We start from the raw sequence: 24,714 nt of genomic DNA, 5'->3' as shown, positions 1-24,714 counted from the left end.
GTCGGAAACGCGTCACAGGTGAGGTCAGTCGCGGTCGGCGATCGGGTCGCGCTTCATCCACTGCTCCATCATGGTCGCGAGCGCCAGCAGGCCACCCATGGCGATGATCGAGCCGATGACCACGGCGAAGATGCTGTCGATGTCGGTCATGCGGTGGACTGTAGTTGACCAAGGCTTGACGCGCTCTTTGATCTTCATCCGTCAGCCGAGCGCCTCGGTGAGCAGCGCGGCCGTGCGCTGCCAGATCCCGCTGGCGGGATCGATGACGGTGAAGTGGTCGCCGTCGTCCTCGATGAACGTGACGTCGTCACCGGCCGCCCGGGCCGCGCGCTCGTAGCGCCGGCTCATCTCGCGCAGGTCGGGCGACTCCGAGCGCCCGACCACCACGGCCTGCGGGACGCCCACCGGCAGGCGCTCGAGCGGAGACGCCTGCGCGTACACCTGCGGTCGCTCCTCCGGTGTCCCGCCCAGGGCCGTCACGACGGCGCCGTTGCCGATGTCGCGGCGGTGCGTGCCGACGAGATCGACCAGCCCGGCCAGCTGGACGACGAGCCGCAGGTGCGGGACGCGCGCGGCCACGGCGTCCCCCGCCAGCTGCACGGCCATCGAGCCGCCCGCGGAGTGACCGACGACGGCGACGCGGTCGAGGTCGAGGGGCCAGCGGGCGGCGAGCGCGTGGAGGTGCTCGAGGCTGCGTCGGACGTCCTGCACGGTCGCGCGCCAGCCGTGGCGATCAGGCCGGCGGTACTCGACGTTCCAGGTCGCCAGGCCGCGCTCGGCGAGGTCGACGCTCACGGCGTCCATGAGGTCGAGCTGCCAGCACGAGCGCCAGAAGCCACCGTGCAACACCGTCGCCACCGGGAACGGGCCGTCTCCGGCCGGTAGCCGCAGCTCGCCGAACTGGTCGCGCCGGTCGCCGTAGGCCTCGCGGTGGATCGGGTACCGGCGGCGGTGGTGCACGGCCCGCAGCGCCCACACGACACCCCACACACCGCGCCCCTGCACGTGGGCCACGAGACCGGACGTCAGGTCGGGTTCGCGCAGCGCGACGTCGAGCCGCAGCACCTGCTGCTGGCCGACGGGCGCGACCGCCTGCAGGTCCGGCTCGCCCGGAGCCGTCAGCACCACCAGCAGCTCGTCAGCGGCCTCGGCCGCGCGGACGGCGGCGCCGAGGCCGGTGAGGTCGTCGACCCACGTGGTCGTGACGTGGACACCGAGGGCCGCGGCCTCGCCCGCGACGAGCTCGTCGACCGTCTGCTCGTCGACGTCCTGGCGCTGCGCCAGCAGACGGATCGCCGGCGCGGCGGTGTTCACGCGACGGCCAGCCCGCGCCGGTCGTCGCGGACGACGGCGCCGCCCTTCATCACCCAGCGCAAGGTCCGCAGGGCCGAGACGTCCTGGGTCGGGTCGGCGTCCATGGCGATGAGATCGGCGTACTTGCCGGACTCCACCGTGCCGATGTCATCGGCCGCGCCCAGCCATCGCGCGGGGGCGATGGTCGCCGCCCGCAGCGCATCCAGTGGCGCCAGGCCGAACTCGGCCATGTGCTCGAGCTCGCGCACCGTGGCGGTGGTGCCGCCGGTCTCCTGGAACGGCGGCATGTCGCTGCCCAGCAGCACCTCGACACCAGCTGCCAGCGCCAGCTGGTAGCTCTCGACGTGGCGGGGGCCGGCGTCGAGCGAGCGGCGCTGCATCCACTGCGGCACACCGAGAGTGTCGAAGAAGTCCCCGCAGCGGGTGACGATGAGCGTGGGCACGAGCGCCGTGCCCCGCTGGGCCATCAGCTCGCTCACCTCGCGCGTCAGCTGGTAGCCGTGCTCGACGCAGTCGAGCCCCAGCCGAACCGCCGTCTCGATGATCGGAGCCGGCCCGGCGTGCGCGGTGACCTTGCGGCCCCACGCGTGCGCCGTCTCGAGCACCGCGGCGATCTCGTCCTCGGTGAGCTGCGGCGTGTCGATCGCCTCGTGCTCGCCGGCGATACCGCCCGAGATCATCACCTTGATGAGGTCGGCGCCCTCGCGGATCTGCGCTCGCGCGCCGCGCCGGAAGCCGTCGGCGCCGTCGCACTCCACCGTGTCGGTGCCCTCGTGACCGTGCCCGCCGGTGCACACCAGCGCCTGCCCCGCGGTGAAGATGCGCGGGCCCACCGCCGTCCCGGCCTCGATCGCCGCGCGCAGCGCGAAGTCGACGTGGTCCTTCTCCGCCACGCACCGCACGGTCGTGACGCCGCTGTGCAGCGTGCGGCGCGCGCCGTGGGCCATGTAGAGGGTGAGCTCGTGCGCCCCCATCGCCTGCACCGCACCGCCTCCCGGGCCGGGCAGCGACAGCGAGAAGTGCGTGTGCATGTTGAGCAGCCCGGCCATCAGCCACGCGCCGTCGAGGTCGACCTCGTCGACGTCGTCCTCACCCGCCTGCGCTCGGACGTCGGGCTCCGGGCCGACGGCGACGATGCGCTCGCCGCGCACCAGCACCGCGGCGCCGGGGAGAACCTCGTCCCTGACGCCGTCGAACACGGAGCAATGGTGCAGCAGGGTCGGACGGTCGCTAGGGCTCACGCGTTCACCATAGACGTACGGCGTTTACCGTGACTAGATTCGTCGCATGACCGCGGGACCGGACGGCGTGAGCGAGGCTGAGGCGTTCGTGGACGCTCTCGACGCCACGCCGCCGGACGCCGTCACCGCCTGCCGGGGCTGGACGACCCATGAGCTCATCGCCCACCTCGCCTCCGGCGCCGATGCCTTCGCCGACCAGGTCGAAGCGCACCTCGACGGTCGGCCCGTTCCCGAGTTCGGTGCGTGGGACGTGCGCGAACCGCCCTACCGGGCCATGGACGACCGCACGCTGCGCCGCCGGCTGGTCAGCGCCGAGCGCCGCATGAGCGAGCAGTTCCGCATCATGCTCGACGCCGACCCCACGGTGGCCGTGCCCGACGTCGGCTGGGGCCTGCCGGTGGCCGAGCTGGTGACGCACATGCGCCAGGAGTTCGCGATCCACCGCTGGGATCTCGTGGGCGACGACGAGCTGGGCGCCACGATCCTCGGCCGGCCGGACCTCATCGACCACTCGGTGCGCCTGCTCGGGGAATCGTTGCTGCGCAACGGTCTGGCCCGTGATCCGCGGCCCGGCGAACCGCTCGAGGTGCGCCTGCGCTGCACCGAGCAGCCCGACCTGGTGCTGCACGTGGAGTCCGGAGCGGGCCGCCTGGCGTTCGCGGCACCGCACGACGCCCCGAACGTGATCGAGATGGATCCGGCGGCCCGGCTGCTGGTGCTCTGGGGACGCCACCCGCAGGGCGCTCACCGGCTGCGCAGCTCACTGACGCCGCCCGACCTGGGCCGGCTGCAGGCGGTGCTCGTTGGCTACTGACGACGTGCACCCGTACGTCGAGCTGCTCTTCGCCCACGACCCGATCCTCGCGTCCGTGCAGGGCGACGAGCGCGGGAACGACCGCCTCGGCGACATCGAGCCCGGCGCGTTCAGCGACCTCGCCACCGCCCGCATCCGGATGCTGGCCGAGGCCGAGGCTGTTCCGCCGGAGGCGCCCGGCACCCAGGCCTGGCTCGAGCAGGCGGTGCTGCGCACCGAGCTGCGGACGGCGGCGCGACGTGACGAGGTCGAGCGGCCCTGGCAGCGGGCGCCGTACTGGTACGCCGAGCGCCTGGGTGACGCGCTGTCGGTGCTCATGCAGCCGGGCGACGACCGCCCGCAGACCGGTGAGGCGCTGCTGGCCCGGTTGCGTGAGCTGCCCGCCTACTGCGAGCAGGCGGTGCGCAACCTCACCGACGACTCCCCCGCTGAGTGGGTGGCGATGGGACGTGCGGCGGCGCGCGGGCTGCAACCGCTGATCGGCACCGCCGTGCCGGGCTTCGCCGCCACGATGCCTGAGGCGTTGGCGGCCGACATCAGCCGCGCTGCGCAGGCGGCAAGCACTGCGGCGCAAGGGTTCTCTGACTCGCTCGGTGAGCTGGCTGGCCGCGCCCACGGGCAGTGGCAGTGCGGCGCCGAGCACGTCGACTTCCTGCTGCGCGAGTACCACCACCTCGACCTGGACGCCGAGGCGCTGGCCCAGCGGGGCCGCGAGCTGGTCGAGTCCGAGCGCGCCGAGCTCGAGGCGTTCGCCGCCGCGCTCGACCCGGCGACGTCCTGGCACGACCAGGTCGACCGGGTGAAGGACTGGCACCCCGAGCCGGCGGACTTCCTCGACACCTACCGCACTCAGATGCACCGCGCCCGCGACCACACCGTCGAGCACGGGCTGCTGACGCTGCCGGACGACGAGGTGTGCCGCATGGACTGGGTGCCCGAGTACCAGCGCGAGGGCCTGCCACTGGGGGTGATGTCGCCCAGCCCGCCCTACGCACCCGGACTGCGCAGCGGCTTCCTCATCACGCCCGCTGACGAGCACGCCACGCCCGAGCAGCGCCTGCAGCACATGCGCGACAACTGCTACGTCTTCGCGACGTCGATCGCCGGCCACGAGACGTACCCCGGCCACCACGTGCAGTACGTGCACCACAAGCTCGGCACCGACCGCGGCTCGATCCTCAGGTACTTCTCGACCCCGCAGCTCGTCGAGGGCTGGGGGCTCTACGTCGAGGACCTGCTCGAGGAGACCGGCTTCATGGCCGACGACCGGGTGCGGTTGTTCAAGCGTCGCAACGGCCTGTGGCGCGCGCTGCGCGTCGTCGTCGACGTCGGCCTGCACACCGGCACGCTCGAAGTGGACGCCGCCACCGAGCTCATGCAGCGCGAGGCCGGCATGGACGCCCACATGGCTGCCGGCGAGGTGCGCCGCTACACCCGCCACGACAACCCGACGTACCCGTCGTCGTACATCCTCGGCCGCGACCTCCTCCACGAGGTGCGCACGGCCGAGGAGCAGCGGGCCGGCGCGGCGTTCTCGCTGCGCGCCTTCCACGACGCCCTGCTCGCCCACGGCTCGCCGCCGGTCCCGTTGCTGCGCCAGCTCGCCGGCGGCGGCTGCCTGTGACCTCGTGGCCCGCAGACCGTTGACGTCGCCGCTCGGCTGCTGTTTAGTGACGACGAACGATGTTCCATAGCACTACACACCTCTGAGAGGGCCCTATGAGAACTGTCCCCGCGCACCGGGTGAAGCTCGGCCTCGGCGCCGCGCTCACGGTCGCCGCCCTGAGCGTCAGCGCCTGCAGCGGCAGCGGCAACGCGCAGGACCGGCAGGACGCGCAGTCCGCCAAGGTGCTGACGGTCGACACGTCGTTCGTGGTCAAGACGCTCGACCCGGGCACCGTCTACGAGCCCACGGGCAACGTCGTGGTGCACGCGCTGTACGACACGCTCGTCACCTTCGACGGTTCCGACATCTCCAAGCCGGTGCCCGACATCGCCAAGTCCTGGACCTCCTCGCCCGACGGCAAGAGCTTCACGTTCGAGCTCGACCCGGCCGCGAAGTTCAGCGACGGCTCGAAGGTCACCGCCGCCGACGTCGTGTTCAGCCTCAACCGGCTCAAGAACCTCAAGGGCAGCGCCTCGGCCATCGTCGAGGGCCTGTCGTTCAGCTCGAACGACGACAAGACCGTCGTCGTCACGAGCGACCGGGTCAACCCGAACGTGCCGACGATCCTCGCCGAGCCCTATGCCGGGATCCTGAACTCCAAGCAGGCCAAGCAGAACGGCGGTTCGGACGCCGCCGACGCCTCGTCGGCCGACAAGCTGGGCAACTACCTCAACACCACCGCGCTCGGCGCGGGGCCCTACCTCATCGAGTCGTTCGACGCCGCCTCGCGCATCGTGCTCAAGGCGAACCCCAACTACTGGAAGGACAAGCCCGCCTTCGGTCGCGTCGTCTTCCAGAACATGGACGTGCAGAACCAGAAGCTCACGATGGCCAAGGGCCCGACGTCCGAGGTCGCGCTCGACCTGGCCGGCAACGCCCTGTCGGACCTGCCCCAGGACCTCCAGCAGTCCGGCAGCCCCGACAGCTACTACCAGCTGCGCGTGCATGCCGACCCCGCGGTCAGCAAGGTGACGTCGAACCGCGACTGGCGCCTCGCCCTGCAGGCGGCCATGGACTACCAGGGCATGGCGCAGCTGTTCGGCCCTGCCGGCAAGCCCGCGGCGGGCATCGTCCCCACGGCCTACGCGGGTGCGCTGCCGGCGTCCGAGGCGCAGACGCAGGACCTCGCCAAGGCCAAGTCGCTGCTCGCCAAGTCCGGCGTCGGCGACCAGACCGTGAAGCTGCTCTACCCGGCGATCACGTACGGCGGCATCGACCTCGGCACCTTGGCCGCCAAGGTGCAGAGCGACGCCGCGAAGGCCGGTATCAAGATCCAGCTCGACCCCGCCCCCATCGCCTCGTTCCTCGACCAGCGCAAGACCGGCAAGGTGCCGTTCAGCTTCAGCCCGCAGTCGCTGGACTACCCGGTGGCGGCGTCGATCGTGGCCGACCTCATGCCCGGTGGGCACACCGCTGACGCGGCCGGCTGGACGGCGAACCGGGCCGACCCGGCAACCGTCGCGGCGGCCGAGAAGGTGCTGAACTCCACGGACGCGAGCGAGCAGGAGCAGCTGCTGCAGGACTGGCAGCGCCTGATGATCACCAACGCGCCGTACGTGACGCTGGTCTACAACTCGACCACGGTGGTGGCGAGCAAGGATCTCAAGAACGCCGACTACACGGCGGCCGGCTGGGTCATCGACCTCGCGGACGTCAGCACCAAGTGACCGACACGCTCACCGTCGAGCCGGAGGCGGCACCGGGGCGACCTGCGCAGCGCAGGTCGCCCCGGGCCCTCCCGCGGTTCATCGCCAAGAAGGTGCTGATCACCGTCGGGCTCCTGCTCGGCGTCACGGTGATGACGTTCACCCTGGTGCAGCTGGTGCCCGGCGACCCGTCGCTCACCAACCTCAGCGAGACGGCGCAGCAGAACCCCGAGATCGTCGCCGCGTACAAGGCGAAATGGGGCATGGACAAGCCCCTGCCCGTGCAGTACCTGACGTACCTCGACAACCTCGCGCACGGCGACCTGGGTGTCTCGCAGAGCACCGGCAACCCGGTGCTCACCGAGCTCGGCAAGTACGTGCCGGCGACCATGGAGCTCGCGATCCCGGCCCTCGTGCTGTCGCTGCTCATCAGCCTCGTGCTGGGCACCTGGGCGGCCGTGCGCAAGGACCGCGCCGCCGACCACACCATCCGGGCCGCGGCTCTCACCGGCCTGTCGACGCCGTCGTTCTGGCTCGCGATCGTCGTGCTCTACCTGTTCTTCTACAAGCTGGGCTGGTTCCCCAACGGCGGCCGCATGTCGACCGTCTACCGCCCGCCGGACCACATCACCGGGCTCTACACGGTCGACTCGCTGCTGGCCGGTCGCACCATCTTGTTCCGCGACGTCGTGTGGCACCTCGTGCTGCCGGTCGTCGTGCTCACCGCGCTCACCGTCTCGGTGCTGATCCGTTTCGTGCGCTCGGCGATGCTCGAGGTGCTCGACCAGGACTACATCAAGGCGGCCTACGCCAAGGGCCTGCCCGGTCGCATCGTGCTGGTGCGTCACGTGCTGCGCGCCGGCCTGGTGCAGATCATCACCGTCGGCGGTCTCGCGCTCGCCTCGCTGCTGTCGGGCACCGTGCTGATCGAGCAGATCTACAGCTGGCCGGGCCTGGGGCAGTACGCCTACCGCGCCGCCCTCAACCTCGACCTGCCCGCGATCATGGGCGTCGGCCTGTTCGTGGCGCTGGTGTACATCCTGGTCAACCTGGCGATCGACATCCTGTACGGCGTCATCGACCCGAGGATCCGCGTCTCATGAGCCAGGCCCCTGTCGCCGCCGAGGTCGGTGCAGCGACCCCCGACCCGCTCGACCTGCCGGCCCGCAGGTGGTTCGGCCTGCGCCCCGGGCCGCCGCGCACCGCCGCCGCGCGCGGTCCGCGCAGGCACGCCAACGCGCTGACGATCGCGGCCATCACGATCCTCGCGCTGTGGGCTGTGGTGGCGGTCGCCGCTCCCCTCCTGGCGCCGTACGACCCGCTCGTGCAGTCGGGCCCCTACTACTCGCCACCGTCGTCCGCGCACTGGTTCGGCACCGACCAGCTCGGCCGCGACATCGCCAGCCGCATCATCTACGGCGCGAGGCTCTCTCTGCCGCTGGCCGTGGTGATCGTCGCGCTGGCCCTGCTCATCGGCGGCACGCTCGGGCTGCTCGCGGGGTACGTCGGACGCTGGGTCGACGAGGGCTTGATGCGATTGACGGACCTGGTGTTCGCGTTCCCGCCGATCATCCTGGCGATGGTCGTCACGGCGTCCTTCGGGCCAAGCGCGCGCAACGCCGTCCTGGCGCTCGTGCTCGTGTCGTGGCCGACGTACGCGCGGGTCGTGCGCAGCGCGGTGCTGTCGATCCGCGGCTCGGACTTCCTGCAGGCCTCGCGCATGCTCGGCGTCGGCCCGTGGCAGGCGCTGCGCCGCGACGTGCTGCCGAACAGCGTCGGCCCTTCTGTAGTGCTCGCCAGCCTGCAGCTCGGCGACGCGGTGCTCATGCTGGCCTCGCTGTCGTTCCTCGGCCTGGGCCCTCGGCCCCCGGCGCCCGAGTGGGGCGCGATGATCGCCGCGGGCTCGTCCGACCTCACCAAGTGGTGGGTCAGCATCATCCCCGGCATCGCGATCCTCACGGCGGTGCTCGCCTTCAACCTGCTCGGGGACGCGGTGCGCGACTGGCTCGACCCCCGCAGCAAGGCGGCACGATGACGACGCAACCGCTGCTCGAGATCGAGAACCTGCGGGTGTCGCTGCCCTCGCCGGCCGGCCCGGTGCAGGTGATCAAGCGTCTCGACCTGCGCGTCGAGCCCGGTGAGATCGTCGGCATCGCCGGTGAGAGCGGCTCGGGCAAGAGCCTCACGGCGCTCACGCTGCTCGACCTGCTGCCGCGCGGTGCGGTCGTCGAGGGGTCGATCCGCTTCGACGGCCAGGAGCTCGTCGGTCTCACGCCCCGAGAGTGGGGGGCCGTGCGAGGCACCGCGATCTCCATGGTGTTCCAGGACTCCAGTGCCGCCCTGCACCCGATGCTCACCGTCGGCAAGCAGCTCACCGAGCACATGCGGATCGGCCTGCACCTGAGCCGCGCCAAGGCCCGTGAGCGCGCCATCGACCTGCTCGAGCAGATGCGGATCCCCCAGCCGCACCAGGCGATGCGGTCGTATCCCCACCAGTTCTCCGGCGGCATGCGTCAACGCATCGCCATCGCGATCGGGCTCGCCTGCCGGCCCCGGCTACTCATCGCCGACGAGCCGACGACGGCCCTCGACGTCACGGTGCAGGCGGGCATCCTGGCGCTGCTCGACGACCTGCGCCGCGAGAGCGACCTCGCCGTGCTCTTCATCACCCACGACCTGGGCGTGCTGTCGTCACTCACCCAGCGCGCCTACGTCTTCTACGCCGGGCGGGCGATGGAGAGCGGACCGACCGGTCAGGTGCTCACGTCGGCGCGCCACCCCTACACCGCCGCGCTGCTCGCGGCTCGGCCGCACGGCTTGTCGGCGACCCGGTCGCTGCAGGCGATCCCGGGGCGCCCGGCGCTGGCCAGCGAGGTGCTGCCCGGATGCCCCTTCGCGCCCCGGTGCACCTTCGCCCAGGACGTCTGCCGCGCCACCCCGCCGGACGTCGTCCCGATCGGCGACGGCCGGACGCTGGCCTGCGCCGTCGACCCGCTGCGTCTGGAGGTGCGGGCATGAGCGAGCTCGTGCTGCGCGACGTCGAGGTGGAGTACCACGCCCGCGGGCGCGGAGCCACGCGCGCCGTTGCGGGCGTCGACCTGCGGGTGGGCCCGGGCGAGGTCGTGGGGCTGGTGGGCGAGTCGGGCTGCGGCAAGTCGTCGCTGGCACGCGTGGCCGTCGGGCTGAGCGCACCCAGCGCCGGCGAGATCACGTTCGGCGGCACGCGCGTCACGCCGCTGGGATGGCGGCGCCGGGCGATCGACCAGACCCGGCTGCAGATGATCTTCCAGGACCCCGGCGGTTCGCTGAACCCTCGCCGCACGGTGGGCGCGCAGATCCTCGACGGCGTCACGGCCGGCGCAGACACCGCGCGGCGCCGGCGCGTCACCGAGCTCCTCGAGCGTGTCGGCATGTCGGCGTCCGCGGCCGACCGCTTCCCGCACCAGTTCTCGGGCGGGCAGCGCCAGCGCCTGGCCATAGCCCGCGCTCTGGCCGCTGACCCGCAGCTGATCATCGCCGACGAGCCGGTGACCGCCCTCGACGCCTCCGCGCAGGCGCAGGTGGTGTCGCTGCTGCTGTCGCTGGTGCACGAGCTCGGCGTGGGGCTGCTGTTCATCTCCCACGACCTCGCGCTGGTGCACGACATCGCCGACCGCACGGCCGTGATGTACCTCGGCAAGATCGTCGAGGACGCCCCCACCCGCAAGCTCATGGCCGAGCCCAACCACCCGTACACGCGGGCGCTCGTCTCGGCCATCCCGACGATCTCGGCCACGCCGCACCTGCCGGCGGTGCTGCCCGGCGAGGTCCCGGACCCCAGCCGGGCGCCGTCCGGCTGCCGGTTCCGACCGCGGTGTCCGCACGCCCGCGAGGTCTGCCTCACCGAACCCGTGCTGCGTCCGGTGGGCGGCGACCTCGTGGCGTGCCACCGGGTCGAGGAGATCGAGCGCGAGACCCGGCACGCCGCTGCCGTTCCCGCCCACCTCACCAAGGAGGCCCCGCATGAGTGACCGCGTCCGGGAGACGGCGGGTGACGTGGAGTCCGCCGTGCGGCAGATGTACGCCGGCCTGGGGCACCCCGAGCGGTTCGACCGGTTCCTGCACCCCGACATCACGATCTGGGAGAGCGACCAGCCTGGCGCGCGCATCGGCCTGACCGAGCTGCAAACGTTGCGGCAGAGGCGCTCTGCTGCTGCCAAGAAGGCCGAGTCGTCGTTGCCGCAGATCGAGATCGACGACCTGCTGGTCGATCGGTGGGGCGACGTCGCGGCGGTCGCGCGGTACGTGCTGCGCGCCCGCACCGACCACGGCGTCGAGGAGTTCCGGGTGACCGACGTCTGGGACCATGACCGCCAGGAGTGGCGCATCGTGCACCATCACGCGGAGGCGGTGCCGGTGGACGCGACCGCTACCGAGGGGAGCTCGCATGCTGGGTGAACGACTGCGAGAGCTGCGGCTCAGTCACAAGCTGACCCTGCGAGAGCTCGCGAAGCAGGCCGAGGTGTCACCCGCGCTGCTGAGCCAGCTCGAGAACGGCGTCACCGAGCCCAGCCTGTCGACGCTGCGCAAGCTCGCGACGGTGTTCCAGTCGGAGATCTCGGCGCTGTTCAGCGAGCCCAACGCACCGATGGTGCACGTCTCGCGCCCGGGCGAGCGGATGCGGCTGACCGCGCCACAGGGCGAGATCAGCTACGAGCGGCTGACCCCCGGCCGCGGTGACCTGGAGGTGCTGCAGGCCACCATGGCCCCCGGCAGCGTGAGCGCGGCGGAAGCCCGCGGGCACGAGTCCACCGAGTGCGTCGTCGTCCTCCAAGGTGAGGTCGTGGTCGAGATCGACGGCGACCGGATGGTGCTGGTGCAGGACGAGTCGGTGACCTTCGACTCCCGGCTGCCGCACCGGTTCTGCAATGAGTCCACCGAGCCGGCCCGGTACCTGCTCGCCGTCACCCCGCCGACCCCGTGACCGGCGCCATCTCGCTGGGGTTCCAGACCGACAAGTCGCCGGCTGACTACGCCAGGCTCGCCGTCATGGCGGAGTCGCTCGGCTTCGACGGCGTCTCGGTGTTCCACGACCTCGGGTTCCAGCCGTCGATCTTCCCGCTGCTGGAGATGGCGCGAGCGACGAGCCGGATCCGGCTGGGCTCGGCCTGCCTGAACGCGTTCCTGTTGCACCCCATGGAGATCGCCGGCCAAGCCGCCGCGCTCGACCTCGCCTCCGACGGCCGCGCCTACGTCGGCATCGCGCGCGGCGCCTGGCTCGACCGGGTGGGTGTCGACGCGCAACGTCCGCTGCGGCGCATGCGCGAAGCCATCGAGGTGGTGCAACGGTTGATCGCCGGAGACGACTCCGCGTACGAGGGCGAGATCTTCCAGATGGCTGCCGGCACGCGGCTGCTCTACCCGCGCCGACGCGACCACGTCGACCTGCTGCTCGGCACGTGGGGACGGCTCGGCCTGAAGCTGGCCGGCGAGTACGCCGACGAGGTGAAGCTGGGCGGGTGCGCCAACCCGGACATGGTGCGCGTCGTGCGCCACCAGCTCGACGAGGCGTGCCTCGCGGCGGGTCGTCCGGCGGGGTCGGTGGGCGTCGTCGCCGGTGCCGTGACGGTCGTGGACGACGACAGCGCGGTCGCGCGACGTCGCGCGCGCACCGAGGTGGCGATGTACCTCGACGTCGTGGGTGGCCTCGACACCACGGTGGAGGTGCCCGCCAGCCTTCTCACGCCGCTGCGTGAAGCACTGGCGCGCGGCGACTCCGAAGGGGCGGGCGCGATGATCCCGGACGAGCTGCTCGACAAGTTCGCGATCGCCGGTGACCCCGACACCGTCGCTCAGCACAGCGCCGCGCTGTTCGCGGCCGGCGCCAGCCGGGTCGAGTTCGGCACGCCACACGGTCGCACCGACGACGAGGGCGTCGAGCTGATCGGGCGCAAGGTGCTGCCGGGTCTGCGCGCGCTGACCGGAGCCGGCTCGTGAACGTCTCACAGGTCGCTGACCGGCTGCTGGCCGACCTCGCGCCGGTCGACCCCGAGGCCGCGCAGGCACTGGGCCTCGAGCCGGACGTCGTGATGCCGGCCCTTGCGCCGCAGGACTTCCAGCGGCGCGACGACGCGCGACGCGAGGCGCTCGCCGCGCTGGGCACCGCGACGGTCTCCGGCGAGAAGGAGCGCGTGCTCCAGGCGGTCATGCAGGAGCGGCTCGCCAGCGAGCTGGCGCTCGACGAGTCGGGGTTCACGCGTGCGCTGCTCGCTCCCCTGGCCACCCCGGTGCACCAGGTGCGCGAGGTGTTCGACAACCTGCCGCACGAGACGACGTCGGACTGGGAGCGGGTGGCCGACCACCTGGCGCTGGTGCCGTCGGCGTTGCAGGACTACGCCGAGACCCTGCGTGCCTCGGCGGCGCGCGGGCACGTCGTCGCGGCCCGGCAGGTGACGGTGATGGCCGACCAGTGCGAGCGCTGGGTCGATGCCGGGCGCGACGACTTCTACGGTCGCCTCGTCGCGCAGGCGCCGGACCCGGCGTCCCTGGCTGCGCTGGCCGCGGGGGCGTCGTCCGCCACGCTCGAGTTCGCTAGCTTCCTGCGCGGCGAGCTGCTGGCGCAGGCACCGCAGACCGACGCAGTGGGTCGCGACCGCTACCTCGTGACGTCGCGCGCCTTCCTCGGTGACGACGTCGACCTCGACGAGACGTACGCCTTCGGGTGGGACGAGCTCGCCCGGCTCACCGACGAGATGCAGGCCGTGGCCAGCGATCTCCGGGCCGGCTCGATCGAGGAGGCCGCAGCGCGGCTGGACGACGACCCCGCGGTGCAGCGGTCGAGCCCACCGCAGCTGCTGGAGTGGTTGCAGGGCAGGGTCGACGAGGTGGTCGAGGCGATCGACGGCACGCACTTCGAGCTGCCGGCGATCGCGCGACGTCCGGAGTGCCGTATCTCGCCGACCACGTCAGGCGTCATGTACTACTCGCCACCGGACGCCGGCTTCACCCGGCCCGGACGGATCTGGTGGGCCCCTCCCGCGGAGGGGACGTCGTTCACCTGGCGTGAGGTGACGACCGTGCACCACGAAGGGGTGCCGGGCCACCACCTGCAGATCGCGGTGTCGATGGCCGAGCCCGGAATCCATGCGTGGCAACGGTCGATGGGCCACGTGCACGGGTACGTCGAGGGCTGGGCGCACTACGCCGAGCGGCTGTGCGACGAGCTCGGGCTGCTGCGCACGCCGGGTGAGCGGCTCGGCATGCTCTACGGCCAGCGGTGGCGAGCCGCGCGCATCGTCATCGACATGGGGCTGCACCTCGGCCTGCCGATTCCAGCCGGCAACGGCTTCACCGACCAGACGCGCTGGACGCCCGAGCTCGGTGCCGACGTCCTGCGCCGCGCGGCCGGTGCGGACGCCACGACGGCGCGCTTCGAGGTCGACCGCTACCTCGGCTGGCCGGCTCAGGCGCTGGCGTTCCGGGTTGGTGCACGGCTGTGGCGCGAGGTGCGCCGGGAGGCGGAGCGTTCGCCCGACTTCGACCTGAAGGAGTTCCACATGCGAGCGCTGCGGCTCGGGCCGATGGGCCTGGCCCCGCTGCGCTCGCTTCTGACGGAAGGTGCGTCATGACCGACGAGCCGAGCGAGACCAGCGACGACCTGGCCGGCGACATGGAGCTGTTCGACCTGCGCGTCACCGTCGACCGCATCGAGGGCCGCTCGGTCTGCGGCATGGCGGTGGGCGACTACTTCGAGCTGGTCAACAGCGCCGAGCTGCGGCTGCCCGAGGGCAAGCACTTCTGCGTCTACGCCCTGCAAGCGGTGCTGCCGCTGCTGCCGGCCAAGCAGCGCCAGCTTCCCGCGGCCGACTGGCTCGAGCGCGACTCGCTGGCGTGCTGCCCCGATCCGGAGGAGCGGCTGATCATGCGGATCGAGCGCACCGGCACGCGGCGGATGAACTCCGACGACCTCACCTGAGCCCTCGCCGAGAACGCACCTGGGGGACGCGCGTCACGCCCATGCGCCCCGGCGCAGCACCAGCCAGAGCTCCGCAGCCACGTCGGGATCGTCGAGGTCGACGTCGAGGGCGGTCGTGCAGCGGCGGATCCGGTTCCGCAGGGTGTTGCGGTGGATGCCCAGTGCGCGGGAGGCCGGCTCCCACTGCCCCCGGTGCCGCAGGTAGCCGACCAGCGTCTCGCGCAGCGGTTCGCCGAGCCCGTCGACAGCGACCCGCAGTCGGCCGGCCACGTCGTGGTCATACGGCACCTCCACGCTCGCGGTCAGCCGGCGCGTTCCTGGGCTGAGCGTCGTCAGCGCCGAGGTCGTCAGCTGTCGCACACGGGGCGCCTGCTCGACGGCGACGACCTCGGAGAGGATCGCCACGGCGTCGGCGTCCACTCTCGCGATGGCGGTCTCGAGCGGTTGCAGAGGCGGGTGGTCGCCTGGGACCAGGCCCCAAGCGCTGTGACGGTCCGTCCGCACGGTCAGTGCCTCAGCGCACCAACCGCGCACCGCGTTCGTCAAGCGATCACTTTCTCGGCCGCGGAGCGCCAGGACAGCCACGTACTGACCGGGGCTCGCGACGTCGGTGGCGGCCGCGAGCTGTCTCGCCGCGCCGACCTGCCCCTGGTCGACCAGCAGCGCGACGCATCGGCCGGCCTCGCTCGCGACCGCGTCGGCGCGCGACCGGCGCACCGAGTCGAGACTGAGCAGTGCGCACGCGGTGAGGACCGCCCGTCGCTCGTTCGCGTCGAGCGTCGAGGACGTTCCTACAGCCAGGTAACCGACGACGCGGTCGTCTGCCGCGAGGGGTAGGACGACGACCGCGGACTCAGCCGTCGCGAAGGACGCGGCTGAGTGCACACCCGCGCCCTCGAGGCGGCCCAGCTCGTGGGCGACCTGGTCCACCTCGTGGGCTGCGCGCGCCGGAAAGACCCGCTCGAGGTCGCAGCCGGGCCCGAAGGTCGCCGCCCACGCACCGAGGGCCCGCGCGAGCGTGCGCAACACGCTGCCCACGGGGTCGAGGGACGCAGCGGCATCGACCAGGGCGCGCTGCGTCGCCAGGACGTCCTTCAGCAGCTGCTCGCTCGAGCGCGAGACGGCGGCCCAGTAGGCCGTCGTCACTCTCAGGAAGGGTGTCGGCGCAGGCACGACCAGAAGCGGCAGGTCGAAGCGGGCGCACGCTGAGGCCAGCACGGGAGGCACCGCGTCGTGAACCGGTCCGAGGCCCACGGCGAGCGCGCTCAGCTGCGCCTCGATCAGCCGACGGACGTACCGCTCGCACCCGAGCTTGGTGCGCGGCAGGGTCAGTCCGGTCGTCAGCAGCAGCTCGCCGCCGCTCAGGTAACCGGTGGGGTCAGGCAGCTCGCTGATGTGGACGGCCGAGACCTCGCGAGACGGAGCGGTGAAGCCGGGAGCCGGCGCCAGGTCGGACCCGAGGTCGTGGCACAGCGTGGCCACTGTGGGAACCGACACGGACGCCTCCTGGACGATTCGCACACGCAGGGCCTGAGAGTGTGCATATTAGCCCTGGTCGAGCCGCGTTCGCGCCCATAGCGTCCTGCCATCGCCTCGAAGGAGACCGCATGACGCTGCCCGAGCAACGACGCATCCTCAAGACCGCCATCCCCGGCCCGCGGTCCGTGGCGCTCCAGGAGCAGCGCACCGCTGAGCTGGCGGGCGGTCTGGGCGTCACCCTGCCCGTCTTCGTGGACCACGCCGGCGGCGGCATCCTGGTCGACGTCGACGGCAACCACCTCGTCGACCTCGCTTCTGGCATCGCCGTGACGAGCGTCGGAGCAGCGCACCCCGAGGTGGCTCGGCGGGTCGCGGACCAGGTGGAGCGGTTCACCCACACGTGCTTCCTGGTCACTGAGTACGAAGGCTTCGTCCAGGTGGCGGCGGCGCTCAACCGGTTGACGCCTGGCGACCACGACAAGCGGACGGCCCTGTTCACCACGGGCGCTGAGGCGGTGGAGAACGCGATCAAGATCGCGCGCACGTACACCGGCCGCGACGCGGTCGTCGTCCTGGGCCACGCCTACCACGGGCGCACGTTGCTGACCATGTCCATGACGGCGAAGAACGTGCCGTACAAGCAGGGTTTCGGGCCCTTCGCGCCCGAGATCCACCGGGTGCCCTCGCCGTACCCGTTCCGCTGGCCCGGAGGGCCCGCTGCCGCAGCCGAGGAGGCGCTGGGGCAGCTCCGAGAGGTCATCACGACCCAGATCGGCGCTGAGAACGTCGCAGCGATCGTGGTCGAGCCCATCCAAGGTGAGGGCGGCTTCATCGTGCCGCCACCCGGCTACCTCGCGGGGGTCGCTGACTTCGCCCGCGAGCACGGCATCGTGTTCGTCGCCGACGAGATCCAGACCGGCTTGGCCCGCACCGGAGACCTGTTCGCCTGCGAGCACGAAGGCGTCGTCCCCGACATCATCACGACCGCGAAGGCGCTCGCCGGTGGCCTACCGCTCTCGGCCGTGACCGGACGGGCCGAGATCATGGACGCCGTCGGTGCCGGAGGGCTCGGTGGCACCTACGCCGGGAACCCGGTCGCCTGCGCCGCAGCCCTGGCCGTGCTCGAGGTCATCGAGCGCGACGGGCTGGTCGAGCGGGCACGCCACATCGAGTCGATCGTGCGCCCGCGGCTGGAAGCGCTGCAGGCAGAGGGTTCCCCGATCGGTGAGGTGCGCGGCAGGGGCGCGATGCTCGCCATGGAGTTCGTCCGCCCCGGCACGCTCGAGCCGGCGCCAGACCTGGCCAAGGCCGTCTCGGACGACTGCCACGCCCAGGGTGTGGTCACCCTGGTCTGCGGCACCTTCGGCAACGTCATCCGACTGCTGCCCCCGCTGGTGATTGACGATGACTTGCTGGAGGACGCGTTGACGGTGCTGGAGCAGGCAGTGCGAAGGACGTACGCATGAGCACCACGACGAGCTTCAACCCGTATGACGGGCAACCGGTGAGCGTCGTGCCCGACAGCACCCCCGAAGCCGTGCAGCAGAAGGTTGCCGACGCGGTGGCGACCGCCGCGGAGGTTGCGGCCACCTCTCCGCAGGTGCGACGCGGGTGGCTGAACGCCATCGCCGACTCGTTGGAGGGCCACCTCGACGAGCTGGTCGCGATGGCGGATCTCGAGACCGGGCTCGGCGCCGCTCGACTGAGCGCGGAGCTGTCGCGCACCGCGGGTCAGCTGCGCTTCTACGGCGACGTCGCGGCAGAGGGCTCCTACCTCGCCGTGGCCATCGACGAGGCCTCGGCCACGACGCCTCTGCTGGTCCGTCTGAACCAACCGCTCGGGCCAGTCGCGATCTTCGGAGCCAGCAACTTCCCGTTCGCGTTCTCGGTGCTCGGCAACGACACCGGCTCCGCCCTCGCCGCCGGCTGTCCGGTCGTGGTCAAGGCGCACCCCGCGCACGCGGGGCTGAGCGTGCGGTTGGCCGAGCTGGCCGAGGACGCTCTGCGGCGGGCCGGAGCCCCAGACGGAGCGTTTGCTCTGATCAGTGGCCATCACGCCGGAGTCTGCCTCGTGCAGGCCGAAGAGGTGGCTGCGGTGGCCTTCACCGGCTCGCAGTCCGGAGGCCTGGCGTTGTGGCGCCTCGCGAACGAGCGCGAGCGCCCCGTCCCGGTCTACGCGGAGATGGGCACGGTCAACCCCGTCGTGGTGACCCCGGACGCGACGGCGCGGCTCGACGAGGTCGCCCGCGGGTTCGTCGGCTCCTTCACGCTCGGCGCCGGCCAGTACTGCACCAAGCCGGGCCTCATGCTGGTCCCCGCCGGCCACGACGCCGCGGCGAGGGTCGGCGCAGCGCTGACCACGGCCGCACCGAGCCCACTCATGCTGACCGAGTCGATCGCCGCATCGGTCGAGCACGGCCTGGCCGACCTCGTCGCGGCCGGGGCCACGGTCGTCACCACGCTTCGCGGCGCCCAGGCTGGTTGGTCCGCCCCCGCGGCCGTGCTGTCCGCGCCGGTCAGTGCGCTGGTCGAGGGAAGTCGGCTGCTGGAGGAGTGCTTCGGCGCCGTGGCCCTCGTGGTGGAGTACGCCGACGACCACGACCTGCACGCTGCGCTGCTCGCGCTGCAGGCCAGCTTGACCGCCACGGTCGTCGCCGGCGACGACTCCGACCCGGACGCGCCACGGCTCGTCGACCTGCTCTCGCGCAAGGTCGGGCGAGTCACGGTCGGTGACTGGCCCACGGGCGTGGCCTACACCTGGGCCCAGCACCACGGAGGCCCCTGGCCGGCCACCTCCGATGCGCGGGCCACCTCCGTGGGCGCGGCGGCCCTGGACCGCTTCGTCCGCCCGGTCACCTACCAGTCGACGCCCGACGGCTGGCTCCCGCCGGCTGGGCGCAGCGACAATCCCTGGAACGTGCCGCGTCGGGTCAATGGAGTGCTCGACGCGGGCGCTCGGGCGCAGCCGTCATGACGATGCCGCTGGACGGCGTCGTCGTCGCCGACTTCAGCCGCGTCCTGGCCGGGCCGCTCGCGACCGCCACCCTGGCCGACCTGGGCGCCACGGTCATCAAGGTGGAGCGACCCGGCGCAGGCGACGAGACGCGGTCCTGGGGGCCGCCGTGGACGACGAACTCGAGCACCTACTTCGAGTGCGCGAACCGGTCCAAGCAGTCCGTGGTCCTCGACCTCGAGGACGCGCATGACGTCCGACTCGCGCAGACGCTGGCCCGACGGGCCGACGTGCTCGTCGAGAACTTCAAGGACGGAGCACTCGCCCGGCGAGGTCTCGGCTACGACACGGTGCGCGCGAGCAACCCACGCGTCATCTACTGCTCCATCACCGGGTTCGGCAGCCACGCGGGCGCTTCCTTGGCCGGGTACGACTTCCTCGTCCAGGCGTTGGGCGGCCTCATGAGCATCACCGGCGAGCCCGACGGGGAGCCGATGAAGGCCGGAGTCGCCCTCGTCGACGTCCTCACGGCCAAGGACGCGACGATCGGGATCCTGGCTGCCCTGGCCGCCCGCAGTCAGTCCGGCGAGGGGCAGCGAGTGGAGGTCAACCTCCTCAGCAGCCTGCTGGGCGCGCTCGCCAACCAGGCCTCGGCCTACCTGGCGACGGGCGAGGTCCCCCGCCGGCTGGGGAACCGGCATCCCTCGATCGCGCCGTACGAGACGCTCGCCTGCCAAGACGGTCGGTTGGCGGTGGCGTGCGGGAACGACCGGCAGTTCCGGCGGTTGAGCAGTGTGCTCGGAGCCGCCGACCTGGCCGACGACCCCCGGTTCGCCACCAACTCAGCGCGGGTCCGGCACCGGTCAGCGCTGATCGAGGCGCTGGAGTCCCGGTTGGTGACTGACACGGTCGACGCGTGGAGCGCGCAGCTCACTGCGGAGGGCGTCCCGGCAGGCAAGGTCGGAGACATCGCCGACGGCATCGCGCTCGCGACCGCGCTCGGGCTCGAACCCGTCGTCTCCATGGACAGCTCAGCGCCGCCACAGGTTCGCCACCCGGTGACCTTCTCCGCCACGCCGGTCACCACGTACCTGCCCCCACCACACCTCGGCGAGCACGACGGCCCGGTCCGCCGTTGGCTCACTGACCTGATCGAGGAGACCGATCGATGAGTCGCCCCAGCTCGCTGCCGCCGTTGGACCCGAGAGATCCCGCTGGTCTGGCGGACCTCCTGACCCCGGACGAGAAGGCGGTGGCGGCCTCGGTCCGGCAGCTGTGCGCTGAGCGGATCGATCCCTACGTCAGCGGTTGGTTCGAGCGGGGCGAGATCGACGACGTCCGGGGGCTCGTCAAGGAGCTGGGCGCCCTGGGAGTGCTGGGGATGCACCTGGACGGCTACGGCTGCGCCGGGATGAGCGCCACCGAGTACGGCGTGGCGTGTCTTGAGCTGGAGGCCTCCGACTCGGGCATCCGATCGCTGGTGTCGGTGCAGGGGTCCCTGGCCATGTTCGCGCTCTGGAGGTGGGGGAGCGAGGAGCACAAGCAGCGCTGGCTCCCTGCCCTGGCCGCCGGCGACGCGATCGGCTGCTTCGGTCTGACCGAACCGGACGTCGGCTCCGATCCGGGCAGCATGCGGACCCGGGCCCGTCGCGACGGGCAGGACTGGGTCTTGGACGGTCGCAAGATGTGGATCACCAACGGCAGCATCGCCGACGTCGCGGTCGTGTGGGCGCAGACCGATGAGGGGGTGCGCGGGTTCGTCGTCCCGACGGACACCCCGGGCTTCTCGGCTCCCGTGATCAAGCACAAGCTGTCACTTCGGGCATCGGTGACCAGCGAGCTCGTCCTGGACGGCGTGCGGCTGCCCGATGACGCGGCCCTTCCCGGCGCGCACGGCCTCAAGGGCCCGCTGAGCTGTCTCAACGAGGCTCGCTTCGGCATCGTGTGGGGAGCGATGGGAGCGGCCCGTTCCTCGCTGTACGCCGCACAGTCCTATGCGGAGCAACGCACCCAGTTCGGCCGGCCGATCGCGGGGTACCAGCTGACCCAGCAGAAGCTGGTGGACATGTCGCTGGAGTACGTGAAGGGTGTGCTGCTCGCGGTGCACCTGGGCCGCCGCAAGGACGCGGGAACCCTTCGCCCCGAGCAGGTCAGCATGGGCAAGCTCAACAACGTCCGTGAGGCCTTGGAGATCTGCCGGACCGCCCGCACCGTTCTCGGCGCGAACGGGATCTCGCTGGAGTACCCCGTGATCCGGCACATGAACAACCTGGAGTCCGTCCTGACCTACGAGGGCACCGTGGAGATGCACACGCTCGTCGTAGGCCAGGCGATCACGGGCCACGCCGCCTTCCGGTGAGCGCACGACGGCGGCCCGGGTCGATCAACACCGCCGGAGCGTCATCGGGCACCCGCCGTTCTGTGATGGGATAGCCGCCATGCAGCTCGCCCTGGCCGATGGTGGCATCGAGACCGATCTCATCTTCCACCACGACCAGACCCTTCCCGAGTTCTCGGCGTTCGTCCTGCTCGACGACGACGCGGGCCGGGCCGCGCTGCGTCGTTACTACGTGCCGTACCTCCAGCTGGCGAGTGAGGCAGCTCTGCCCCTCGTGCTCGAGACGCCGACCTGGCGCGCGAGCGAGGACTGGCTGCGGCTGCTGGGACGTCCGGCGCAGGACGTGATCCGCGTGAACACCGACGCCGTCCGGTTCGTCGACGAGGTGCGCCGCGAGATCGCCCCGGACGCGGACGTGACGGTCAGCGGCTGCGTCGGCCCACGGGCGGACGGCGATCCCGGCCCCGGCGCCATGACCCCGGACGAGGCTCGGGACTACCACGGCCCGCAGATCGACGCTCTGGCTGCGGCCGGCGTGGGACGGGTTGCAGCCCTGACGATCTCCTACGTCGCGGAAGCGATCGGCATCGTGCTCGCCGGACGGGACGCGGGTGTCCCGACCGTGCTGTCGTTCACGGTGGAGACGACCGGAGAGCTGCCGGACGGCACGGCGCTGGGAGAGGGCATCCGCCAGGTCGACGTCGCGACGGCACAGGCCGCCGACTCCTTCATGGTCAACTGCGCTCATCCCGACCACATCACGCGCGCGCTGAGCACCGGAGGCGACTGGACTCGCCGGATCAGCGGTGTGCGCGCGAACGCGTCGACCCGCAGCCACGCCGAGATGGACCAGGCCGTGGACCTCGACGAGGGGGACCCCTCCGCGTTCGCCGAGGCCCTGCTCGGCCTGCGCGCCCAGCTGCCCTCGATGCACGTGCTGGGAGGCTGCTGCGGCACGGACGTGCGGCACATCGCCGCCATCGCCCGTGCCGCCGGCGCCTAGGTGCGCGGCCGCACCACCGCGCCGTACAGCTCTGGACGTCGGTCGCTGACCACACCGTTGTGCGCAGAGGTGCCCTTGCGCCGTGCGTCCGCCAGGTCGCACTGGGCGAGGAGGGTCTGCTCACCGCCCTCCCCGCCGGTGGCCGTGAACTGGGCCAGCGCCAGCGGATGGCCGTCGGGATGGATGATGGCGGACCCGCCGACCCACTCGACGCCGCGCTCCGTGCCGACCCGGTCGCACGTCGCCACGAAGATGCGGTCGATCGACGCACTCGCCTGCGCGCGCGTCACCTCGATCGGCCGCTCGCCGGCCGGACGCGGTGCTACCGGCCAGTTGGTCGGCGCACAGAGCACGTCGATACCTTGCAGCGCAATGGTTCGAACCCACTCAGGGAACTCGAGGTCGTAGCAGATCACCACCCCGATCCGCCCGAGCGGCGTCTCGACAGCGGTGGGCGGCTGGTCGCCCGGCACGAACAGGTCGTTCTCGTCGTCCCAGAGGTGCGCCTTGCGGTACACGGCCCGGGACGCCGGGGAGCCGTCGGCGTCGGCGCTGACGACGAAAGCGCTGTTGCGCAGCACGTCGTCCTCGTCGAGCTCGGCGAACCCGCCGACCACGACCACCGGCCGCCCGTGCCGACGAGCCAAGGCGGCGGCAGCCTCGGCGAACGCCGACACGGACGGCCCGGACACCGGCTCGGCGAGGGGCCTGAGCTCGTCACGGTCCGCGAAGGCGTACCCGGTGGTGACGAGCTCCGGCAGGACGACCAACCCTGCCCCGCGATCGCACGCGGCGCGCACCGCCTCGACGGCGCGCGCCACGTTGCCTGCGACGTCCCCGATCACCGGGGCCAGCTGGCACACCGCAACTGTCACGGTGGGGGGCATGTCAGACCGCCGCAGGTGCGTTCAGCTCGTCGTCGAGCTCGGCGTCCGTCATGTGCAGCTCCGGCGGCCGACGGCGGAAGCCCCGGGTGATGACCGCCAGCCACACCAGGCCGGCCAGGACCCAGATGCCACCGACGACGAACGTCGTGCGAGACAGCGACGTCCACAGCCACGCGGTCAGGAGCACTCCGATGAGCGGGAGGAGCCCGAACAGCACCAGGTCGCGGGGGGTGCGCCGGTTCTGGTCGAAGACGTAGTGCTTGATGACCGCCAGGTTGACGAAGGAGAAGGCAGCGAGCGCACCGAAGCTGATCATGGCCGCCGCGAGGTCCAGGCTGATAAAGAGCGCGACGCACGACACCGCACCGACGAGCAGCGTCGCGAGCATGGGGGTGCGGTACCTCCGGCTGAGCCGGCCGAAGAAGCTCGGCGGCAGGACGCCGTCCCGGCCCATCGCGTAGAGGATGCGGGAGACGCTCGCCTGGGACGCCATGGCGGACGCGAAGCAGCCGGCGATGTAGGCGGCGGTGAAGAAGGACGCGAGGAACGAGCCGCCGATGTGCTTCATGACGTCGAGGGCTGCGGAGTCGACGTCGGTGAACGCCCGCCAGTCGGGGAAGGCGAGGTGGCCGGCGTAGGAGATGAGGATGAACATCGCGCCGCCGGCCAGGGTGGTCACCATGATGGCCCGCGGGATGATCCGGCGCGGGTTGTGCGTCTCCTCCGACAGCGTCGAGATGGCGTCGAAGCCCAGGAACGACAGGCAGAGGATCGCGGCGCCCGCGAAGATCTTGGACATCGAGGGGTCACCACCGAAGAACGGAACGGTCAGCGACGGCGCCCCGTCGCCGGAGATGGTGCGAACCGCCCCGATGAGGAAGACGACGATGAACACGATCTGGAAGCCGACCAGCACGAGGTTCATCCGGGTCACGAGCCGGATTCCCAGCACGTTGAGGCCGGTGACGACGACGATGGCCGTGACGATCCACACCCAGTTGGGCACGGACGGGAACTGCGCGTTGAGGTAGATGCCGATCACCAGGTAGTTGATCATCGGCAGGAAGATGTAGTCGAGCAGGAGCGCCCAGCCGACCATGAAGCCGGTGTGGCTGCCGAAGCTCTTCTGCGTGTAGGTGTACGCCGACCCCGCGTACGGATGCGCCTGCACCATGCGCCCGTAGCTGTAGGCGGTGAAGAGCATCGCCACCAGCGTGACGACGTAGGCGCCGGGCAGGTGCCCCTCGGTGCCGTCGGTGACGACGCCGTACGTCGTGAAGACCGTCAGCGGCACCATGTACGCCAGCCCGAAGAGCACGAGAGCGGGCATGCCGAGCACCCGGTGCAGACGGACCGCGGGTTCTTGAGGGGTTTGTGTCACGTCAGACTCCTAGGGGTGGGGTGGGGTGGGGTGGGGGT

23 protein-coding genes are annotated in these 24,714 nt (G+C 71.6%); 17 read left to right on the top strand and 6 right to left on the bottom strand.

Going from position 1 to position 24,714, the window contains the following annotated elements; genetic code table 11:
* Nucleotides 1-24 precede the first annotated feature (24 nt).
* Genes ASD06_RS19790 through ASD06_RS13525 form a run of 3 tightly spaced genes read right to left on the bottom strand, consistent with a single transcriptional unit; the run spans nt 25 to nt 2,555 of the window.
* On the bottom strand, nt 25-150 hold the full coding sequence (locus ASD06_RS19790) for a hypothetical protein (protein ID WP_255354499.1): 126 nt from the start codon (nt 148-150) through the stop codon (nt 25-27).
* A 51-nt stretch (nt 151-201) separates the two neighbouring features.
* Nucleotides 202-1,314 (bottom strand): alpha/beta hydrolase, encoded by a 1,113-nt coding sequence (locus ASD06_RS13530; protein WP_056678683.1) that lies wholly within the window; start codon nt 1,312-1,314, stop codon nt 202-204.
* Complete coding sequence (locus ASD06_RS13525) at nt 1,311-2,555, bottom strand: amidohydrolase family protein (RefSeq protein WP_056678681.1); 1,245 nt, start codon at nt 2,553-2,555, stop codon at nt 1,311-1,313. The genes ASD06_RS13530 and ASD06_RS13525 overlap by 4 nt, the downstream gene beginning before the upstream one ends.
* Nucleotides 2,556-2,601: 46 nt before the next feature.
* On the opposite strand from ASD06_RS13525, the gene ASD06_RS13520 reads away from it, so the two are divergent.
* The 12 genes from ASD06_RS13520 to ASD06_RS13465 all read left to right on the top strand — a co-directional run bounded on the left by ASD06_RS13520 (nt 2,602) and on the right by ASD06_RS13465 (nt 14,635).
* Nucleotides 2,602-3,369 (top strand): maleylpyruvate isomerase N-terminal domain-containing protein, encoded by a 768-nt coding sequence (locus ASD06_RS13520; RefSeq protein ID WP_056678678.1) that lies wholly within the window; start codon nt 2,602-2,604, stop codon nt 3,367-3,369.
* Nucleotides 3,359-4,993: a DUF885 domain-containing protein gene (locus ASD06_RS13515; RefSeq protein WP_082538046.1), complete on the top strand. Its 1,635-nt coding sequence runs from the start codon at nt 3,359-3,361 to the stop codon at nt 4,991-4,993. Before ASD06_RS13520 ends, ASD06_RS13515 begins: the two co-directional genes overlap by 11 nt.
* A 95-nt stretch (nt 4,994-5,088) precedes the next feature.
* Entirely contained in the window at nt 5,089-6,702 is a 1,614-nt protein-coding gene (locus ASD06_RS13510) for an ABC transporter substrate-binding protein (RefSeq protein ID WP_056678672.1), read from the top strand.
* Nucleotides 6,699-7,784, top strand: coding sequence for an ABC transporter permease (locus ASD06_RS13505; protein ID WP_056678670.1), 1,086 nt, complete (start codon nt 6,699-6,701; stop codon nt 7,782-7,784). The genes ASD06_RS13510 and ASD06_RS13505 overlap by 4 nt, the downstream gene beginning before the upstream one ends.
* Nucleotides 7,781-8,716 (top strand): ABC transporter permease, encoded by a 936-nt coding sequence (locus tag ASD06_RS13500; protein ID WP_082538045.1) that lies wholly within the window; start codon nt 7,781-7,783, stop codon nt 8,714-8,716. The genes ASD06_RS13505 and ASD06_RS13500 overlap by 4 nt, the downstream gene beginning before the upstream one ends.
* Nucleotides 8,713-9,699: an ABC transporter ATP-binding protein gene (locus ASD06_RS13495; RefSeq protein WP_056678667.1), complete on the top strand. Its 987-nt coding sequence runs from the start codon at nt 8,713-8,715 to the stop codon at nt 9,697-9,699. Before ASD06_RS13500 ends, ASD06_RS13495 begins: the two co-directional genes overlap by 4 nt.
* Nucleotides 9,696-10,691 carry an ABC transporter ATP-binding protein gene (locus ASD06_RS13490; protein ID WP_056678664.1) on the top strand — a complete coding sequence of 332 codons (996 nt, stop codon included), beginning with the start codon at nt 9,696-9,698 and terminating at the stop codon, nt 10,689-10,691. Before ASD06_RS13495 ends, ASD06_RS13490 begins: the two co-directional genes overlap by 4 nt.
* Nucleotides 10,684-11,118, top strand: coding sequence for a nuclear transport factor 2 family protein (locus tag ASD06_RS13485; RefSeq protein ID WP_056678662.1), 435 nt, complete (start codon nt 10,684-10,686; stop codon nt 11,116-11,118). Before ASD06_RS13490 ends, ASD06_RS13485 begins: the two co-directional genes overlap by 8 nt.
* On the top strand, nt 11,108-11,644 hold the full coding sequence (locus ASD06_RS13480; protein WP_056678659.1) for a cupin domain-containing protein: 537 nt from the start codon (nt 11,108-11,110) through the stop codon (nt 11,642-11,644). The genes ASD06_RS13485 and ASD06_RS13480 overlap by 11 nt, the downstream gene beginning before the upstream one ends.
* Nucleotides 11,641-12,657, top strand: coding sequence for an LLM class flavin-dependent oxidoreductase (locus tag ASD06_RS13475; protein WP_056678656.1), 1,017 nt, complete (start codon nt 11,641-11,643; stop codon nt 12,655-12,657). The genes ASD06_RS13480 and ASD06_RS13475 overlap by 4 nt, the downstream gene beginning before the upstream one ends.
* Nucleotides 12,654-14,288 (top strand): DUF885 domain-containing protein, encoded by a 1,635-nt coding sequence (locus ASD06_RS13470; protein WP_056678652.1) that lies wholly within the window; start codon nt 12,654-12,656, stop codon nt 14,286-14,288. The genes ASD06_RS13475 and ASD06_RS13470 overlap by 4 nt, the downstream gene beginning before the upstream one ends.
* A complete protein-coding gene (locus ASD06_RS13465) occupies nt 14,285-14,635 on the top strand; it encodes a TIGR04076 family protein (RefSeq protein WP_056678650.1) in 351 nt (116 codons plus the stop codon). The genes ASD06_RS13470 and ASD06_RS13465 overlap by 4 nt, the downstream gene beginning before the upstream one ends.
* A gap of 33 nt (nt 14,636-14,668) precedes the next feature.
* On the opposite strand, the gene ASD06_RS13460 is transcribed toward ASD06_RS13465, so the two are convergent.
* Nucleotides 14,669-16,132: a PucR family transcriptional regulator ligand-binding domain-containing protein gene (locus ASD06_RS13460; protein ID WP_157371717.1), complete on the bottom strand. Its 1,464-nt coding sequence runs from the start codon at nt 16,130-16,132 to the stop codon at nt 14,669-14,671.
* A gap of 110 nt (nt 16,133-16,242) precedes the next feature.
* On the opposite strand from ASD06_RS13460, the gene gabT reads away from it, so the two are divergent.
* The 5 genes from gabT (at nt 16,243) to ASD06_RS13435 (ending at nt 22,408) form a co-directional block, all read left to right on the top strand.
* A complete protein-coding gene (gene gabT / locus ASD06_RS13455) occupies nt 16,243-17,580 on the top strand; it encodes a 4-aminobutyrate--2-oxoglutarate transaminase (RefSeq protein ID WP_056678645.1) in 1,338 nt (445 codons plus the stop codon).
* On the top strand, nt 17,577-19,088 hold the full coding sequence (locus tag ASD06_RS13450; protein WP_056678640.1) for an aldehyde dehydrogenase family protein: 1,512 nt from the start codon (nt 17,577-17,579) through the stop codon (nt 19,086-19,088). The genes gabT and ASD06_RS13450 overlap by 4 nt, the downstream gene beginning before the upstream one ends.
* Nucleotides 19,085-20,239, top strand: coding sequence for a CaiB/BaiF CoA-transferase family protein (locus ASD06_RS13445; RefSeq protein WP_056678637.1), 1,155 nt, complete (start codon nt 19,085-19,087; stop codon nt 20,237-20,239). The genes ASD06_RS13450 and ASD06_RS13445 overlap by 4 nt, the downstream gene beginning before the upstream one ends.
* Complete coding sequence (locus ASD06_RS13440; RefSeq protein WP_056678634.1) at nt 20,236-21,426, top strand: acyl-CoA dehydrogenase family protein; 1,191 nt, start codon at nt 20,236-20,238, stop codon at nt 21,424-21,426. The genes ASD06_RS13445 and ASD06_RS13440 overlap by 4 nt, the downstream gene beginning before the upstream one ends.
* A gap of 79 nt (nt 21,427-21,505) precedes the next feature.
* Nucleotides 21,506-22,408, top strand: coding sequence for a homocysteine S-methyltransferase family protein (locus tag ASD06_RS13435; RefSeq protein ID WP_056678631.1), 903 nt, complete (start codon nt 21,506-21,508; stop codon nt 22,406-22,408).
* Here ASD06_RS13435 and ASD06_RS13430 read toward each other — a convergent pair.
* Nucleotides 22,405-23,295, bottom strand: a complete 891-nt coding sequence (locus ASD06_RS13430; protein ID WP_056678627.1) for a nitrilase-related carbon-nitrogen hydrolase — start codon at nt 23,293-23,295, stop codon at nt 22,405-22,407. The two genes, ASD06_RS13435 and ASD06_RS13430, sit on opposite strands and share 4 nt — an antisense overlap.
* Before the next feature lies 1 nt (nt 23,296).
* Nucleotides 23,297-24,625 (bottom strand): APC family permease, encoded by a 1,329-nt coding sequence (locus ASD06_RS13425; protein ID WP_082538078.1) that lies wholly within the window; start codon nt 24,623-24,625, stop codon nt 23,297-23,299.
* Between the last annotated feature and the right edge of the window lie 89 nt (nt 24,626-24,714).

Source organism: Angustibacter sp. Root456, from assembly GCF_001426435.1.
Classification (GTDB): Bacteria; Actinomycetota; Actinomycetes; order Actinomycetales; family Angustibacteraceae; genus Angustibacter.
The sequence above is the reverse complement of the archived record's forward strand: the minus strand, read 5'-3'. Positions and strand labels throughout refer to the sequence as shown.

What these genes read in the sequence shown, in the direction of transcription:
- ASD06_RS19790 (WP_255354499.1), bottom strand. Translation starts at nt 150, where the DNA reads ATGACCGACATCGACAGCATCTTCGCCGTGGTCATCGGCTCGATCATC.
- ASD06_RS13520 (WP_056678678.1), top strand. Translation starts at nt 2,602, where the DNA reads ATGACCGCGGGACCGGACGGCGTGAGCGAGGCTGAGGCGTTCGTGGAC.
- ASD06_RS13510 (WP_056678672.1), top strand. Translation starts at nt 5,089, where the DNA reads ATGAGAACTGTCCCCGCGCACCGGGTGAAGCTCGGCCTCGGCGCCGCG.
- ASD06_RS13500 (WP_082538045.1), top strand. Translation starts at nt 7,781, where the DNA reads ATGAGCCAGGCCCCTGTCGCCGCCGAGGTCGGTGCAGCGACCCCCGAC.
- ASD06_RS13495 (WP_056678667.1), top strand. Translation starts at nt 8,713, where the DNA reads ATGACGACGCAACCGCTGCTCGAGATCGAGAACCTGCGGGTGTCGCTG.
- ASD06_RS13490 (WP_056678664.1), top strand. Translation starts at nt 9,696, where the DNA reads ATGAGCGAGCTCGTGCTGCGCGACGTCGAGGTGGAGTACCACGCCCGC.
- ASD06_RS13485 (WP_056678662.1), top strand. Translation starts at nt 10,684, where the DNA reads ATGAGTGACCGCGTCCGGGAGACGGCGGGTGACGTGGAGTCCGCCGTG.
- ASD06_RS13480 (WP_056678659.1), top strand. Translation starts at nt 11,108, where the DNA reads ATGCTGGGTGAACGACTGCGAGAGCTGCGGCTCAGTCACAAGCTGACC.
- ASD06_RS13465 (WP_056678650.1), top strand. Translation starts at nt 14,285, where the DNA reads ATGACCGACGAGCCGAGCGAGACCAGCGACGACCTGGCCGGCGACATG.
- gabT (WP_056678645.1), top strand. Translation starts at nt 16,243, where the DNA reads ATGACGCTGCCCGAGCAACGACGCATCCTCAAGACCGCCATCCCCGGC.
- ASD06_RS13450 (WP_056678640.1), top strand. Translation starts at nt 17,577, where the DNA reads ATGAGCACCACGACGAGCTTCAACCCGTATGACGGGCAACCGGTGAGC.
- ASD06_RS13445 (WP_056678637.1), top strand. Translation starts at nt 19,085, where the DNA reads ATGACGATGCCGCTGGACGGCGTCGTCGTCGCCGACTTCAGCCGCGTC.
- ASD06_RS13440 (WP_056678634.1), top strand. Translation starts at nt 20,236, where the DNA reads ATGAGTCGCCCCAGCTCGCTGCCGCCGTTGGACCCGAGAGATCCCGCT.
- ASD06_RS13435 (WP_056678631.1), top strand. Translation starts at nt 21,506, where the DNA reads ATGCAGCTCGCCCTGGCCGATGGTGGCATCGAGACCGATCTCATCTTC.
- ASD06_RS13430 (WP_056678627.1), bottom strand. Translation starts at nt 23,295, where the DNA reads ATGCCCCCCACCGTGACAGTTGCGGTGTGCCAGCTGGCCCCGGTGATC.
- ASD06_RS13425 (WP_082538078.1), bottom strand. Translation starts at nt 24,625, where the DNA reads ATGCCCGCTCTCGTGCTCTTCGGGCTGGCGTACATGGTGCCGCTGACG.